Below are 13,117 nucleotides of genomic sequence, written 5' to 3' on the forward strand. Positions count from 1 at the left end.
GTGCTGGGGTCGGGCTGGACGGGGCTGGGCAGAGGGTGCGGGAACGGGGCGGGGGCACGGCGGGTGCTCATCCCGGGACCTCCATCTCCACCCGCCAGCCGTCCCCGACCGGACCGGCCTCGGCGGTGCCGCCGACCCGCTCGACCCGCTCGCGCATCCCGCGCAGCCCGTTGCCGCCGCCCCCGGTGGCCGGGGCGGTCGCGGTGCCGGCGGTGTTGGTGACGCTGACGGTCACCCGGCCGCTCCCGCGGTAGTCGAGCACCACCTCGGCGCGCGAGCCGCGTGCGTAGCGGGCCACGTTGGTCAGCGCCTCCTGGACACCGCGGTAGAGCGCGAACTCGGCCTGCGGCTCACCCGGGCGGGCGCTGCCCAGCACGCTGAACGCGAGGGCGAGCTCCAGGTCACGGGCGCTGCGCTCGACCAGCGGGGCGACCTCGGCGAGGCCCGGCAGGTGCTCGGCGCGCAGCGCGCCCACGGCCTGCCGGGCCTCGTCCAGACCGTCCCGGGTCAGCTCCACCGAGCGGTTGATCACCTGCTGGAGCAGCGGGGCGACCTGGTCGCGCTCGGCCAGCTTGCGGGCCCCCTCCAGCTGGATCGCCAGCGCGGAGAGCGACTGGGCCAGCACGTCGTGCAGCTCGCGGGCGATCCGCACCCGCTCGGCGCCGGCCGCCGCCCTGGTCTCCGCCTCCCAGGCGTCCTCCAGCTCGGCGAAGAGCAGCTCGGTGCGGTCCTGGCCCTCCCGGCTCTGCCGCATCAGCCGGGCGGTGACGGCCAGCACCACGCAGAGCAGCACCGAGGAGGTGATCGTCTCCACCGGGTCGCTGACGGTCAGGGCCAGCAGCAGCACGAGCACCACCGTGGTCGTGCCGCTGATCAGCAGCGCCGGGCGCAGGTCCAGCCGGATGAAGCCGAGCATCACCGCACCGGAGACCGGCAGCACGTTCAGGGTGCCGGACGGCACCAGGGCGGTGAGGGTGAGCGCGGCCAGCGAGATCAGCAGGATCAGCACGCCCCGCGGCCCCCGCTCGTCCCGGCCCGGCCACCGGCCGGCTCCGGCCAGCGCCGTCGGCACGGCGAAGGTGAGCAGGGCCAGGCTGACGGCCAGGTGGCGGCCGGTCAGTCCCGGGGTGACCGAGCTGGTCCAGGCGGAGACGCCGACGGCGACCAGCAGCAGCCAGCTGAGCGGGCGCAACCGGGACACCTGCCGCTTGCGCCGCTGGTTGATCCGGACCTGCGCGAGCGCGATCCGCGCGCTGACCGCCGGGTCGCTGCCGGGCTGTGCCAGGGCCTGTCCGACGGCCGCGGTGGACCCTTCGTCCTCGTCGCCGCCCCGCGCTGTGCTCGCCATGGCCCGCAGCATAGGGAGCCAGCCGGTGCGCGGGCCAGTCGCCGGCCAGGTCATGCCGGCTCGAAGGGGGCGGCCTGGGCCCGCGCGGGGCGGGCGGGGCCGGGCGCGGGGGCGGGGACGGCCAGGGTGCGGCCGAGCAGGTGGCCGCGCAGCCGGGTCACGGTGAGGCGGGTGACCACCTCGGCGAGCGCCATCAGGACCAGGGCGGCGACCCAGGCGTTCTGACCGGTGATCTGCTGGTCGCGGCTGAAGTCGGCGATGGCGTGGCCCAGCCCGTGGTTCGCCGAGAAGGCGAAGGCCAGCCGCGCGAGGCTGCCGAGGACCAGGACGGGCAGCACGGCGAGCGGGGTGCGGGCGAGCAGCCGGACCTTCGCGCCCTGGCTCGCCCCGGCCCTGGGCGGGAGGGCCGACAGGCGCACCAGCGAGCCGCCGAGCGCGCCGAGCACCGCGCCGAGCCCGGCCAGGCCCAGGATCAGCGTCAGGTCGCCGCCGGCGGTCGGGATCGAGTGCAGGAAGGCGAGCGCGGCCGCGCCCACGACCCCCAGCGGGATCAGCAGGTTGGCGAGGTTCAGCTCGGTGCCCCGCACCTGGCGCACGATCGTCACCAGCAGCAGGCCGTTGAGGAGGTAGGTCGTGGTGTCCATGGTGCAAGGCTCCCGCCGGACCCCCGGTCCGGGCGTCGGCTCCAGGGTTGACCGGCGGGTGGACCCTCCCCCTCCACCCCAGGGTTGAGCCGCGCGGGTCCGCCGGGTGAACAGCGGTGGTCAGGGCTTGGCCGCACCCGGTCCGGCATGGCAGTCTTCGCGCATCGAACACCAGTTGGACACAACCAGAACCAGGCGGCGACCAGTGGCGTCGTACGGCTGGCAGCGCCACGACGACCGGACGCCCCCGGGGGGACCAGCAGTGACCACCGAGATCTACTTCAGCAACAACCACCGCGACCTGTGCGAGCAGTACGGCACCGGAGCCGGTTTCCAGTTCGAGTTCAACTGCCAGCGCTGTCAGGACACCTGGAGATCGCCTTACGAGGCGTTCACCACCGGGCGGGCGGCCGGCTGGGTCAGCAAGGGGGTCGGCGCGGCCTGGAGCATGCTCAACGGCAACGGCGGCACCATCACCAACGCCGTCGACGGCCTGGCGGGGGCCAGTTGGGGCCGTGCCAAGGACGCCGCGTTCGAGCGGGCGATCGGCGCCGCGCAGGGCCACTTCCACCGCTGCGCCCGGTGCACCCAGCACGTCTGCGACACCTGCTGGAACCCGGCCCAGGGCCTGTGCCAGGGCTGCGCGCCGGACACCGCCGCCGAGGCCGAGGCGGCCCGCCGCCGGGGGCTCAACGACCAGGTGACCCAGCGCGCCTACGAGGCCGGGCAGCAGGCCGGGAGCGCCTACGACGTGGCCACCGAGCGGCAGCTGGTCTGCCCGCAGTGCAACGCCGAGACGCACGGCGGGGCGTTCTGCGCCGGCTGCGGCCACAAGATGGCCGATCCGGCGAGCTGCCGCTCCTGCCAGGCGGCCGTCCCCACGGGTGCGGCCTTCTGCCCCGGCTGCGGCACCCGCCAGTAGCCCGCCCAGGCGGTCCGGCTCACGGGGTGATGCTCATGGGGCGGCGGGGATGCCGGCGGTGATCGTGACGTACAGGTAGTCGTCCAGCACCTTGGCCAGCGGCACCGCCGCCCGCCCCAGCTCGCGCGGCAACTCGCCTTCGTCCGAGCCGGATTCGGCGATCACCGCGCGGGCCCACTGCCGCCCGCAGGTCAGGTGGCGGCGGAACGCCGCGCCGTCCCGGGAGCCGTGCAGCCGCTTGGCGATCGCCGCGTCCCAGGGCATCACGGCCGCCGGGCGCAGCGCGTAGAGCGCCTTGGCGGCGGCGGTCGGACCGAGGGTGCGGCTGGGCGAGACGCGCAGCGCCGCCAGCTCGGCGTAGGCCGTTGCCAGTGCGTCGAGTTGACGGTCGGTCAGATTGGCCAGGGTGGCACCGGCGGCGGGCAGGGCCGTGCCGTGCGCGGCCCACCAGACGTCGAGTGCGGCGGAGAACAGGTCGGGCTCACCCTCGCGCGGGTAACGGATGCGGCAGCCCCAGGAGTTGAGCCAGCGGTGCAGGGCCTCGCGGTGCTCGGGCCGGGCGAGGTCGGGGCCCGCGGCCGTGGCCGCGGCCCAGCGCTCCCAGCCCGCGTCGACCGCACCGAGCCCGGCGAAGACCCCTGCCGCGAAGCGCAGTTGGGCCAGGCTCGGGCCGGGCGGCAGGGCATCCGACCGGGCCGCCTCGTGCTCGGCGGCCACCCGCTTGGGCACCACCATCCGCCAGGCGTCCAGCACGATCTCGCCCAGCTCGGCCTCCGAGACGGCCGCGAGCCGCAGTTGCAGCCAGTTGAAGCGCTCGTCGGCCGGCTCCGGGGGCAGGTAGAGCCCGGGCTCGGTGGCGAGCAGCAGCTCCCGCTCCTCCCGGGGGAAGGCGAAGCCGAGCACCGTCTCGTCGCTGGACAGGGCCAGGTAGACGATCCGGCCGACCCGGAACTTCACCCGGTCCCGGATCAGGTGCTCGCTCGTGCGGGGCAGCGCCAGCGCCGCCGCCCGGACCTGCTCGACCGTCGCCACCCACGTGCCCCGTTCCACCCCGGCGGCCCACGGCGCTGCTGCCGGAGCCTGCTGGGCGGCATGCTGCCACAACCCGCTGACACGCAAGGGAATCCGAGCGCGTAAAGGCGACTCCGGGCACGGTCACGGGTCTGGCAGCGGCGGCGGCCCGCCGCCTACGCTTGGTGCATCACCGCTGCTCCCTGGCGGGAGAGGAGATCGGCCTGTGCGCGTCGGGGAACTGAGCCGTCAAACCGGGGTGCCGGTCCCCACCATCAAGTACTACCTGCGGGAGGGGCTGCTCCCGGCCGGCGAGTTGACCTGTCCCAACCAGGCGCAGTACGGCGAGGGGCACGTGCGGCGGCTCCGGCTGCTGCGCGCGCTGCTGGAGGTCGGCGGGCTCTCGATCGCCGCCGCCCGCCAGCTGCTCACCGCCCTGGACGCACCCGAGCTCTCGCTGCCCGCCACCCTGGGCATCGCCCAGCGCGCCGTCACCCCGGAACGCCGTGCGGGGGACGACTCGGCCGGGCGGGCGGCCACCGAGGCCGCGGCAGCCTGGGTGGCCGAGCGCGGCTGGCTGGTGCACCCCGGCGGCGCGGCCTGCGCGGCGCTCGCCCAGGTGATCCGGGCGCTGCGCGAGCTGGGGCAGGAGGATCTGCTCGGCATCCTGGACGAGTACGCGTCGGCGGCCGAGCGGCTGGCCGCCGCCGAGTTGGCGCTGCTCGGGCACCGCGCCGATCCCGGCGGGCGGGTGGAGCGGGCGGTGCTGGGCACCGTCCTCGGGGACACGCTGCTGGCCAGCATGCGTCGGCTCGCCCAGGAGGACGCCTCCCGGCGGGTGTTCGTGGAGGCACCCGCCGAGTCGCCCGGCTGAGGCGGCGTCAGTTGCCGAGGGTGTCGCCGGTGTCGCCGTTGTCGATGCCGTTGGTGCCGTTGATGCCGTTGGTGCCGCCGTCGGTGGTGTCGGCGGTGCCGCCCGCCGCGTCCTGATTCGCCTGGGCGTTCAGCGCGTTGATGGTCACGCCTAGCTGGCGCTGCCAGGAGGCGGCCGTCGCCCCGTCCACCGCGTGCTTCTTGGACAGGTCCCGGACCTGGCGCTGGGCCGCCTTCAGCGCCTGCACCGCGTCCTGCGGCTGCCCGGCGCCGAGCGCCGCCGTGGCCGCGTCCAGGGTGTGCACCAGGGCGGCCTGACGGTCCTTCGGTATCGGGGAGCCGCTCACCTGGGCACGCAGCGCGCCGATCTGGGCGGCCGGGGTGCCGGCGGGCTTGGACGGCGCGGTGGAGGGCACCGTGCTCGGCCCGGCGGCGGGCGTGCCGGCGGCCGGCGGCACGGTGGGCGGCGCAGCGGCGCCGCCGGTGGACGCGGGGGGCGTGGCGGCACCGACCGGCTGGGCGGGCTGCTGCTGGCTGCCCTTGGCCGCGGCGGCACCGGAGTTGCCGCCGGAGCCGGAGAAGGCCAGCGCGCCCACCAGGCCCACCCCGGCCAGGCCGACCGCGCCGAGCACCAGCGCGAGGGTGCGGCGCGAGCGGCGCGCGGGGGCGGCGGGTTCCGGGTGGTCGCCGTACTCGGCCTGTCCGGTGTGTCCGCCGTACTCGCCGTACTCGGCCTGTCCGGTGTGTCCGCCGTACTCGCCGTGCCCGCCGTACTCGGGCACCGGCGCCATCACCGAGGTCGGTGCGGCCGTCCCCGCCCGGTACGGCTGCTGCGGCGGCGCACCCACGACGGGCGGCAGCATCGTCGTGCGGTCACCGTCCGGGCCGGGCGTCGGCATCGGCATCGGCGTCGCCAGCAGCTCCGAGGTCCGGTCCACCGAGCCCGCCACCGGCACCGCCGCGAGCAGCTCGGCGCGAGCGGCGGCCGCGTTGGCCGGCCGGTCCGCCGGGCGCTTGGCCAGCAGCCGCGCCACCGCGTGGTCGAGTGCCCGCGGCACGTCGGGGCGGCGCAGGCTGACCGGCGGGGCCTCCTCGGAGACCTGCTTGAAGGCGACCCCGACCGGGGTGTCGGCGCTGAACGGCGGCTCCCCGGTGAGCATTTCGGTGAGCACGCAGCCCAGTGCGTAGAGGTCGGCGCGCCCGTCCACCTCGGAGGCGGTGGCCTGCTCGGGCGAGAGGTAGGCGGCGGTGCCGAGCACGGAGGCGGTCTGGGTCAGCTGCTGCCCGGAGGCCGAGGCGCGCGCGATGCCGAAGTCGACGACCTTGACGCCGCCGTCGTCGGTGATCATCACATTGCCGGGCTTGATGTCGCGGTGGACCAGGCCGGCCGCGTGCGCCACCTCCAGCGCCTCGCAGACCGCCGCCGCGATCCCCACCGCCCGCTCGACCGGCAGCGGGCCGCCCTCGGCCAGCACCGAGCCGAGCGAGCGGCCGCGGATCAGCTCCATCACGATGTAGGCGGCGCCCTGGTCCATGCCCGAGTCGAAGACCATGGCGATCCGCGGGTGCACCAGCATCGCCGCGTGCTGCGCCTCCCGGCTGAACCGCTCGGCGAACCTGGGGTCCTCGGCCAGGCCGCCGTTGAGCACCTTGACCGCCACCTCCCGGCCGAGCACCCGGTCGACGCCGTGCCAGACCGTGGCCATGCCGCCGACCCCGAGGGTGCCGACCAGTTCATAGCGGCCGTTCAGCGCTCGTCCGATCACCTGGTCCTGCTCCTCACGCTCTGTCGGCCGGGCACCGCATGCCCGGCACCCGCGCCATGATGCGGCATCATCGCGCCACCGCCCCAGTCGGGGCACCACCCTGCCCGCCCGTACGCCGGGAGTCCACTGGGTGGAACAGTCCTCAGAGGACTGGCGACGACTGTTAGCGTGCTCACCCCGGCGCGGGCATCCGCATCTTGGCGGACGCACGTTCGAGCCCACCTGGTTGCCGGGCCCGGCCGGTCGAGGAGGAGACGCCGTGGAGCCGAGCACACCGGGCCCCCGGCGCGGCCCCCTGGTGCCGCGCGTGGAGGCGCGGCTGCGCGAGCTGCTCGACGGCGGCCGCTGGCGGGTCGGCGAGCAGCTGCCCAACGAGGCCGCACTGGCCCGGCTGCTGGGCGTCGGCCGGTCCTCCGTCCGCGAGGCCGTGCGGCTGCTGGTCCGCGACGGCCTGCTCGACGTGCGCCACGGCGTCGGCACCTTCGTCACCGACCCCGCCACCCGGCCGCCCGCACCCCCCGGCGAGGTGCGCGAGCTGCTGCGCCGGGCCCGCCTGCTGGAGGTGTACGAGGTCCGCCGCGCGCTGGAGGTGGAGGCCGCCCGGCTGGCCGCCGAGCGCGCCACGCCCGCCGAGCTCCAGGCCCTGCGCGAGCGGCTGGACGCCCGGCAGGCCCGGCGCTCGCTCAGCGCGCCCGATTTCGTCGAGGCCGACCTGGCGTTCCACCTGGCGGTCGTCGAGCTGGCCGGGAACGCCGTCCTGCTGGACCTGTTCACCGCCGTGCTGCCGGTGCTGCGCACCGCGCTGGTCGAGCTGGTCGAGAGCGTGCCGGGCCTGCCGGACACCTCGTGCGCGCACGCGGCGCTGCTCGCCGCGCTCCAGGCGCGGGACGCCGAGGCCGCTGTCGCCGCGACCCTGCACAACCTGGAGGCGATCGTCCGGCTGCTCCGCGCCCAGGACCAGCTGCTCCGCGCCCAGGACCAGCTGCTCCGCGCCCAGGAGTCCCTTTCCCCGCTCACCCACCGAGTCCCCAACCAAGTCCCCAACCGAGTCACCCGCCGAGTCACCCCCTGAGGAGCGCACCCGTGAACTCCGCCGACCCCGCACCGCACGGCCCGCTGCTGCACGTCGAGGACGTCGACTTCGTGCGCGCCGGCCGCCACCTGCTGCGCGGCATCTCGCTGACCATCGAGCCCGGCCAGCACTGGGCCGTGCTCGGCGCCAACGGCGCGGGCAAGAGCACCCTGCTCGGCCTGCTCGGCGCCGTCTGCCACCCCACCCGCGGCGTGGTGCGGGTGCTCGGCCGCCAACTCGGCCGGGTGGACGTCCGCGAGCTGCGGGCGCACCTGGGCCACGTGAACCCCCGCCATCCGCTGCGCTCGCCGCTGAGCGTGCGCGAGGTGGTGCTGACCGGCCTGACCAACAGCATCGAACCCGACCTGCACCGCAGGCCCACCCCCGAGCAGCTCGCCCACGCCGACGAGCTGATCGCCACCCTCGGCATGACCCGGCGGGCCGAGGCCGCCTGGACCACGCTCTCCCAGGGCGAGCGCGGCCGGGCCCTGATCGCCCGTGCGCTGATGCCGCAGCCGCGCCTGCTGCTGCTGGACGAGCCCGCCACCGGCCTCGACCTGACCGCCCGCGAGCAGCTGCTCAGCAGCCTGGACGAGCTGCGCGAGAAGCACCCCGAGCTGGCCAGCGTGCTGGTGACCCACCACCTGGAGGAGTTGCCGAGCAGCACCACGCACGCGCTGCTGCTGCGCGAGGGCGAGTGCGTCGGGCGCGGGGAGGTCGCGGACATCGTCACCACCGAGCTGATCAGTGCCTGCTTCGAGCACCCGATCCTGATCAGCCGGGCGGACGGGCGCTGGGCGGCCCGGGCCGACCGGCGCACCGCCGCCGCGGCCGCTGCCTCCGTGCTCGCCGGATAGTCCGCTTCGGCACGACTCGTCCCTCCGGGTGTCAATTCCCGCGCGGTGTCTGGCCAGGGCGTTAACCCAGCAGTAACTTACTGGCCAGTTCCCCGGCGCACCCCCACGCGCCGTCGCGCACCTCCAACCCCCACCCGGAGGACAGCCATGTCCGGAACCAACCTGCCCGGCTCCCCCCTGCCCAGATCCACCTCGCCCCGCGGCCGCTTCACCCGCCGGCTCGCCGCGCTCGCGGCCGGCGCCGGACTGCTCGGCGCCGCGCTGGCCGGCGCCGCCCCGGCCCAGGCGCGGGCCACCGCCAACGCCAACCCCAACGGCACCGACCCCGTCGCCGCCGCCCAGGCGCTCGCCGCACCGGGCGTCCCCGGGGCCAACGACTGGTCCTGCCAGCCCAGTTCGGCCCACCCCAGGCCCGTCGTGCTGGTCCACGGCACCTTCGCCAACGGCTCGGTCAACTGGCTGACCATCGCCCCGGCGCTGGCCGCGCAGGGCTACTGCGTCTACGCCCTGACCTACGGCGCCCAGCCCGGCGTCCCCGTGCTGCGGGCGATCGCCCCGGTGGCCGACTCCGCCCAGCAGCTCTCCACCTTCGTGGACGGGGTGCTGGCCGCCACCGGCGCGGGTCAGGTCGACATCGTCGGCCACAGTCAGGGCGGCATGATGCCGCGCTACTACCTGAAGTTCGACGGCGGGGCGGCCAAGGTGCACACCCTGGTCGGCCTCGCCCCGAGCAACCACGGGACCACGCTGGACGGCCTGACCACGCTCGCCCAGTCCTTCCCCGGCGCCCAGCAGATCGTCGCCTCCGCCTGCCCGGCCTGCGCGGACCAGGAGGTCGGCTCGGCCATGCTCGGCAAGCTCAACGCGGGCGGCGACACCATGCCGGGCGTCGAGTACTGGGTGATCGCCACCAAGTTCGACGAGGTGGTCACCCCGTACACCTCGCAGTACCTGTCCGGCCCGAACGTGCACAACGTGCTGGTGCAGGACCTCTGCCCGGCCAACGTGCCGGACCACGTGCTGATGGCCGTCGACCCGGTGGTGCGGCACGAGGTCCTGCACGCGCTCGACCCCGACCACGTGAGCGAGGCCAGCTGCCTCGCCAACCTGGCTGGCTGAGCGCCGTGTTACCGCCCCGGGCGCCCTGTGCCGCCCGGGGCGTTTCCTCAACCAGCCTTCGCCCAAGTCCTGTTGACGACCACCAGCGCCCCTCCCAGAGCAGCGAGCAGCGCCACCACGACACCGAAGACCGTGGTCGCTCCGGTCAGCCCGATCGCGTCGCCGAGGAACCCGGCGGCCACCGGGAGCGTGCCCGCCAGCAGGTAACCGCCCACGTTGAGCGCGGCGTTGGCCTCGGCGAGCGAGCGCGCCGGCACGTTGGCGTTGAGCAGCGACAGCCCGCCGAGCTGCCCCAGCCCCTGCCCGGCGCCCGCCAGCAGCGCGGCCGTCACCAGCAGCGCCACGGCGTGGCCGCGCACCGCCCCGACCAGGGCGAGCATCCCCAGCACCGTCGAGGCCGCGCCCGCCGGCAGGATCGCGCGCCGGCCCAGCCGCTGCACGGCGAACTGCACGGCGGTCGCGGTGAGGAACATCGCGAACGCGACCGCCCCGGCGAGGATCCGGCTGCTGCCGCCGAGCAGCGCCGCGAGCAGCGAGGGGCCGAGCGACAGGACGAACGAGGTCGCGGTGATGCCGGGCGCGAAGACGGCGATGCCCAGGGCCAGTTGGCGCCCGTTCCCGCGCGGCACCCGGGGCGTGCGGAGCAGCGGCCCACGTGCCGAAGGCGCCGGGCCGCGCGGCGGCAGCGGCATCCGCAGCACCACCGCCAGGGCGCCGAGGAGCAGCACGGCGACCACCCCGAAGACGGTGCTGGTCGGCCCGGGCAGCGCCTGCGAGAGCACGCCTGCCAGCAGCGGCCCGGTGCCGGCGCCCAGCACCATCGCGCAGGAGGCCAGCAGCGCGGCGAGCCGCCGCCGCTCGGCGCCCGCGACGTCGGTCACCGCCGCCATGCCCGCCGAGACGGCCGCCCCGACCGCGATCCCGGTGAGCAGCCGGGCCGCCATCAGCGCGGGCACCGAGCCGGCCGTGGCGAAGGTGCCGCAGGCCAGCAGCGCGAGCAGGATCGCCGGAACCAGCACCCGGCGGCGGCCGATCCGGTCCGAGAGCACCCCGCAGACCAGCAGCGAGCCGATCAGGCCGGCGATGTAGCAGGCGAAGACGACGGTCAGCGTCCCTTTGCCGAAGCCGATGTCGTGCTGCCACAGGGCATAGAGCGGGGTGGCGGCGTTGGACAGGACGAAGACGGCGGTGACCGGCCAGGCGGCCAGCCAGATCCAAGCGGTACCGGTTCGTGCGTGAACTCCCCTACGATCCAGCATAGTTGCTTCCTCGACGGCATACGCCATGAACTCCCCCTCGGGCCATCCGCTCAGTACGAGATATCTCGAACTTAGCATGCAGTACGATTGGACTCGTACTTAAAGCAGCGCGAAGGAGGCCCCCATGGCACCCAGCTCCTCCCCCGGCACCCCTGCGGCGTCCGCCATCCGCCGCCACCCCCAGCCCCCCGATCTGCCCGAGCCACTGCCCGAACCGGCGGTCAGCGAGCTGCGCCTGGAGGCGGTACTGGCCGCGCTCAGCGACCCGCTGCGGCTGCACATCGTGCGCGCGCTGCTGCTCGACTCCGACGCCTTCGACCACTCGTGCAGCTGGTTCGCCCTGGACCGCCCCAAGTCCTCGCTCACGCACCACTTCCGCGCCCTGCGCGAGGCCGGCGTCACCCGCCAGCGCCAGTACGGTCTCGAACGCCGCAGCCAGGTGCGGATCGACGACCTGGAGGCGCGCTTTCCCGGGCTGCTGGCGCTGGTCGCGGACTGGACCCCGACGGAGGAGTAGGCCCACCACCTGGCGGGCCGCGAAAACCCTGGGCCGCAGCGGCCTGCGTGGGGCAGAGTGTCCGCCGTGATCATCACTGTCGCGTTTCTCTTCCCCCTCGTGTGCTGGCTGTTCGCCGTCCGGACGGTCAGGACGGGCTGGGTCGTCGGGATCCTGCTCGCGCTCCTCGCGGCCACCGGGATCGCACTCGCGCAGGGGTGGATCCTCTCCGACGCGAAGGTCACCCTGATGGTGATCATCACCTTCGCGGCAGCGGTCCTCCTCCCCGTGGGCATCGTCGTCGAAAGCCGCCGACCCGGCGTGCCGAAGCTGAGTTCGCTGCAAGGGCGCGGCGCCGCGGGCATGGGCCTGTCCATCTTCTACTGCGTGATCGGCCCGGCCGCCGCCCTGGTGGCCGCCTGGCTGGTCGGCATCAACGGGGTACCGGCCACCACCCCCTCCGACCGGGAGGTCCTGCCGCTGCCCACCGGGCTCGCGGTGGTGAGCAACCGCGACGAGGGCTGCGGCGGCGGCTCCGAGACGTACTGCACACGGAGCATCGAGGTGCACGGCACGGCCGGGCAGTCGCCCGACGAGGTGGCGCGGGAACTCCGCGACCACCTGACGCGGGCGCACGGCTGGCAGTTCACCCTGGACCACGGCACCTGGGGCGCCTGCCACGACGAGGGCCGCAATCTCGACCGGCACCAGGTGTGCGCGGACGTCTCCGACGACAAGGGCACGGTGATCGTGACCCTGGACGCCTCGGACCGCTGGTAGGCACCGGTTCGCAGCGGGCTACGCGTGGGGGCCACCACGGCCGACCCATGGGGCTAGCTCGTACGCCCTCGCCACGCTGCCCTGCGCTTGGCCGCCCCCGTCAACTCTCTGGCCCGCCTCACGATCTCATCCACGATCTCGACGTCAACATCGGGCGGCAGACCTGTGTCCGCATCACAGCACGAGGGCTTGGTGCGCTTCCCAGCAGGGACTGGCACACCAGCCCACTCATACAGTTGCGTGTAGACGTTGATCTCCTGGTCAGCCTCATCGTGACCTGCTGCTCAGCACGAGGGCTGAGCTCTACTGATAGGGCACCAAGCAATGGTACTCACACGCTACTTGCCGCCCTGCGCCTCTTCCTCCTCCTGCGTCGGTGCTGGACGCGTAAGCCCGGATCGCAGCTGCTCCAGACCCTCCGCCACGTCATCACTGTCAAGGATCGACTGATCGGCAAGTCGGTACCAGACGGCATTGAGCAGGCCCCGGTTCCGCCCCTGAGCACGCAGGTCGCGGACCAGTTGCCAGACCTCGTGGAGCCGCACAGGATCCACCCGAGCCGGCGAGTGACCTTCAACCTCGCTTTCGGCGGAGCAGACCCTCGTTCGCCCAGGTGCGGGCGGTGCGATCGCTGATCTCAAGCAAGGACGCGGCCACACTGAGGCGCACCGGGCCAACGTCGCAGAGCGCCGCCGCGGCCACTTGGAGCAGCCGCACGGCTTCTTCAGGAGTGATCGCCTCAAATGCGGTGAGCTACCTCCTCGACCTGTCGTATCGGGTCCCACGACTCAGACCACCCGGAGCTTCAGATGCCCCGGCGCCGGACGGCACGCAGCCCTCCTCACAAGCCAGCCCCTCAGGGGAGGAGCTTCAGCGTGAGGTGGGCCGCCGGGCGAGGTACCAGCCCGTGGGCTTGGTCCTTTTCCCAGCGGCCTCCTCCCGAACCCGTCGTGCGACGTTAATCGCAACG

At 74.5% G+C, this 13,117-nt stretch carries 13 protein-coding genes; 7 read left to right on the forward strand and 6 right to left on the reverse strand.

What is annotated here, in order from left to right; genetic code table 11:
• Positions 1 to 67: 67 nt before the first annotated feature.
• The gene (locus tag ACFZB9_RS13785) at positions 68 to 1,348 is read right to left on the reverse strand and encodes a sensor histidine kinase (protein WP_391446699.1); all 1,281 of its coding nucleotides are present in this window, start codon (positions 1,346 to 1,348) and stop codon (positions 68 to 70) included.
• A 50-nt stretch (positions 1,349 to 1,398) separates the two neighbouring features.
• Complete coding sequence (locus ACFZB9_RS13790) at positions 1,399 to 1,992, reverse strand: hypothetical protein (protein WP_391446701.1); 594 nt, start codon at positions 1,990 to 1,992, stop codon at positions 1,399 to 1,401.
• A 262-nt stretch (positions 1,993 to 2,254) separates the two neighbouring features.
• Between ACFZB9_RS13790 and ACFZB9_RS13795 the strand changes: the two genes are divergently transcribed.
• Positions 2,255 to 2,914 carry a zinc ribbon domain-containing protein gene (locus ACFZB9_RS13795; RefSeq protein ID WP_391446702.1) on the forward strand — a complete coding sequence of 220 codons (660 nt, stop codon included), beginning with the start codon at positions 2,255 to 2,257 and terminating at the stop codon, positions 2,912 to 2,914.
• 33 nt (positions 2,915 to 2,947) lie between these two features.
• Here the strand turns inward: ACFZB9_RS13795 and ACFZB9_RS13800 are convergent, their stop codons facing one another.
• Positions 2,948 to 3,946, reverse strand: a complete 999-nt coding sequence (locus tag ACFZB9_RS13800; RefSeq protein ID WP_391446704.1) for an MmcQ/YjbR family DNA-binding protein — start codon at positions 3,944 to 3,946, stop codon at positions 2,948 to 2,950.
• A gap of 205 nt (positions 3,947 to 4,151) precedes the next feature.
• Between ACFZB9_RS13800 and ACFZB9_RS13805 the strand changes: the two genes are divergently transcribed.
• A complete protein-coding gene (locus ACFZB9_RS13805) occupies positions 4,152 to 4,799 on the forward strand; it encodes a MerR family transcriptional regulator (protein ID WP_391446706.1) in 648 nt (215 codons plus the stop codon).
• Positions 4,800 to 4,806: 7 nt separating this feature from the next.
• On the opposite strand, the gene ACFZB9_RS13810 is transcribed toward ACFZB9_RS13805, so the two are convergent.
• Positions 4,807 to 6,564 (reverse strand): protein kinase, encoded by a 1,758-nt coding sequence (locus tag ACFZB9_RS13810; protein WP_391446708.1) that lies wholly within the window; start codon positions 6,562 to 6,564, stop codon positions 4,807 to 4,809.
• A gap of 259 nt (positions 6,565 to 6,823) precedes the next feature.
• Here ACFZB9_RS13810 and ACFZB9_RS13815 point away from each other — a divergent pair, with 259 nt between their 5' ends.
• From ACFZB9_RS13815 to ACFZB9_RS13825, 3 genes are all read left to right on the forward strand, one after another.
• Positions 6,824 to 7,636, forward strand: a complete 813-nt coding sequence (locus ACFZB9_RS13815) for a FadR/GntR family transcriptional regulator (RefSeq protein ID WP_391446710.1) — start codon at positions 6,824 to 6,826, stop codon at positions 7,634 to 7,636.
• A gap of 11 nt (positions 7,637 to 7,647) precedes the next feature.
• The gene (locus ACFZB9_RS13820) at positions 7,648 to 8,493 is read left to right on the forward strand and encodes an ABC transporter ATP-binding protein (RefSeq protein WP_391446712.1); all 846 of its coding nucleotides are present in this window, start codon (positions 7,648 to 7,650) and stop codon (positions 8,491 to 8,493) included.
• 147 nt (positions 8,494 to 8,640) lie between these two features.
• A complete protein-coding gene (locus tag ACFZB9_RS13825) occupies positions 8,641 to 9,612 on the forward strand; it encodes an esterase/lipase family protein (RefSeq protein ID WP_391446714.1) in 972 nt (323 codons plus the stop codon).
• 47 nt (positions 9,613 to 9,659) lie between these two features.
• On the opposite strand, the gene ACFZB9_RS13830 is transcribed toward ACFZB9_RS13825, so the two are convergent.
• Positions 9,660 to 10,871: an MFS transporter gene (locus ACFZB9_RS13830; RefSeq protein WP_391446716.1), complete on the reverse strand. Its 1,212-nt coding sequence runs from the start codon at positions 10,869 to 10,871 to the stop codon at positions 9,660 to 9,662.
• A 124-nt stretch (positions 10,872 to 10,995) separates the two neighbouring features.
• On the opposite strand from ACFZB9_RS13830, the gene ACFZB9_RS13835 reads away from it, so the two are divergent.
• Both ACFZB9_RS13835 and ACFZB9_RS13840 read left to right on the forward strand, forming a co-directional pair.
• On the forward strand, positions 10,996 to 11,388 hold the full coding sequence (locus ACFZB9_RS13835) for an ArsR/SmtB family transcription factor (protein ID WP_391446717.1): 393 nt from the start codon (positions 10,996 to 10,998) through the stop codon (positions 11,386 to 11,388).
• A gap of 66 nt (positions 11,389 to 11,454) precedes the next feature.
• Positions 11,455 to 12,147 carry a hypothetical protein gene (locus tag ACFZB9_RS13840; protein ID WP_391446719.1) on the forward strand — a complete coding sequence of 231 codons (693 nt, stop codon included), beginning with the start codon at positions 11,455 to 11,457 and terminating at the stop codon, positions 12,145 to 12,147.
• Between the two features lie 338 nt (positions 12,148 to 12,485).
• Here ACFZB9_RS13840 and ACFZB9_RS13845 read toward each other — a convergent pair whose 3' ends face one another.
• On the reverse strand, positions 12,486 to 12,692 hold the full coding sequence (locus tag ACFZB9_RS13845; RefSeq protein WP_391446721.1) for a hypothetical protein: 207 nt from the start codon (positions 12,690 to 12,692) through the stop codon (positions 12,486 to 12,488).
• Between the last annotated feature and the right edge of the window lie 425 nt (positions 12,693 to 13,117).

Source organism: Kitasatospora sp. NPDC008050 (assembly GCF_042957465.1).
In the GTDB taxonomy this organism is placed as follows: domain Bacteria; phylum Actinomycetota; class Actinomycetes; order Streptomycetales; family Streptomycetaceae; genus Kitasatospora.

Bases quoted from the DNA above. Each gene is read 5' to 3' on its own strand.
- ACFZB9_RS13785 (WP_391446699.1), bottom strand. From the start codon at position 1,348: ATGGCGAGCACAGCGCGGGGCGGCGACGAGGACGAAGGGTCCACCGCG.
- ACFZB9_RS13790 (WP_391446701.1), bottom strand. From the start codon at position 1,992: ATGGACACCACGACCTACCTCCTCAACGGCCTGCTGCTGGTGACGATC.
- ACFZB9_RS13825 (WP_391446714.1), top strand. From the start codon at position 8,641: ATGTCCGGAACCAACCTGCCCGGCTCCCCCCTGCCCAGATCCACCTCG.
- ACFZB9_RS13830 (WP_391446716.1), bottom strand. From the start codon at position 10,871: ATGCTGGATCGTAGGGGAGTTCACGCACGAACCGGTACCGCTTGGATC.
- ACFZB9_RS13835 (WP_391446717.1), top strand. From the start codon at position 10,996: ATGGCACCCAGCTCCTCCCCCGGCACCCCTGCGGCGTCCGCCATCCGC.